Genomic DNA, 270 nt, shown 5'->3' on the forward strand with positions numbered 1-270 from the left:
GTTGTGCGAGAGGTTGATCTCCACAATCACTTGCTTGGCGAAGATCGCGAAGCTGGCCGAGTTGCCCACCGAAGTGGTTGGCACGATGTGGCCTTGCTCGGTGATGGCCACGGCTTCGATGACCGCGATGTCCGGCAGCTTCAGCTGCTGGTTGCGCAGTTGCTCGACGGTTTCCGACAGGTGCTGGTCGATGAACATCACCTGGCCGTCATTAATGGCCTTGCGCAGGGTGCTGTCGACCTGGAATGGCATGCGGCGGGCCAGTACACC

The 270-nt window shown here is 60.4% G+C and carries 1 pseudogene; it reads right to left on the reverse strand.

What is annotated here, in order from left to right:
- A pseudogene (locus SB719_RS20310) lies at positions 1 to 270 on the reverse strand (propionyl-CoA--succinate CoA transferase); the annotation flags it as partial.

The organism is Pantoea sp. SIMBA_079 (assembly GCF_046940275.1).
GTDB classification, from domain to species: domain Bacteria; phylum Pseudomonadota; class Gammaproteobacteria; order Enterobacterales; family Enterobacteriaceae; genus Pantoea; species Pantoea borealis.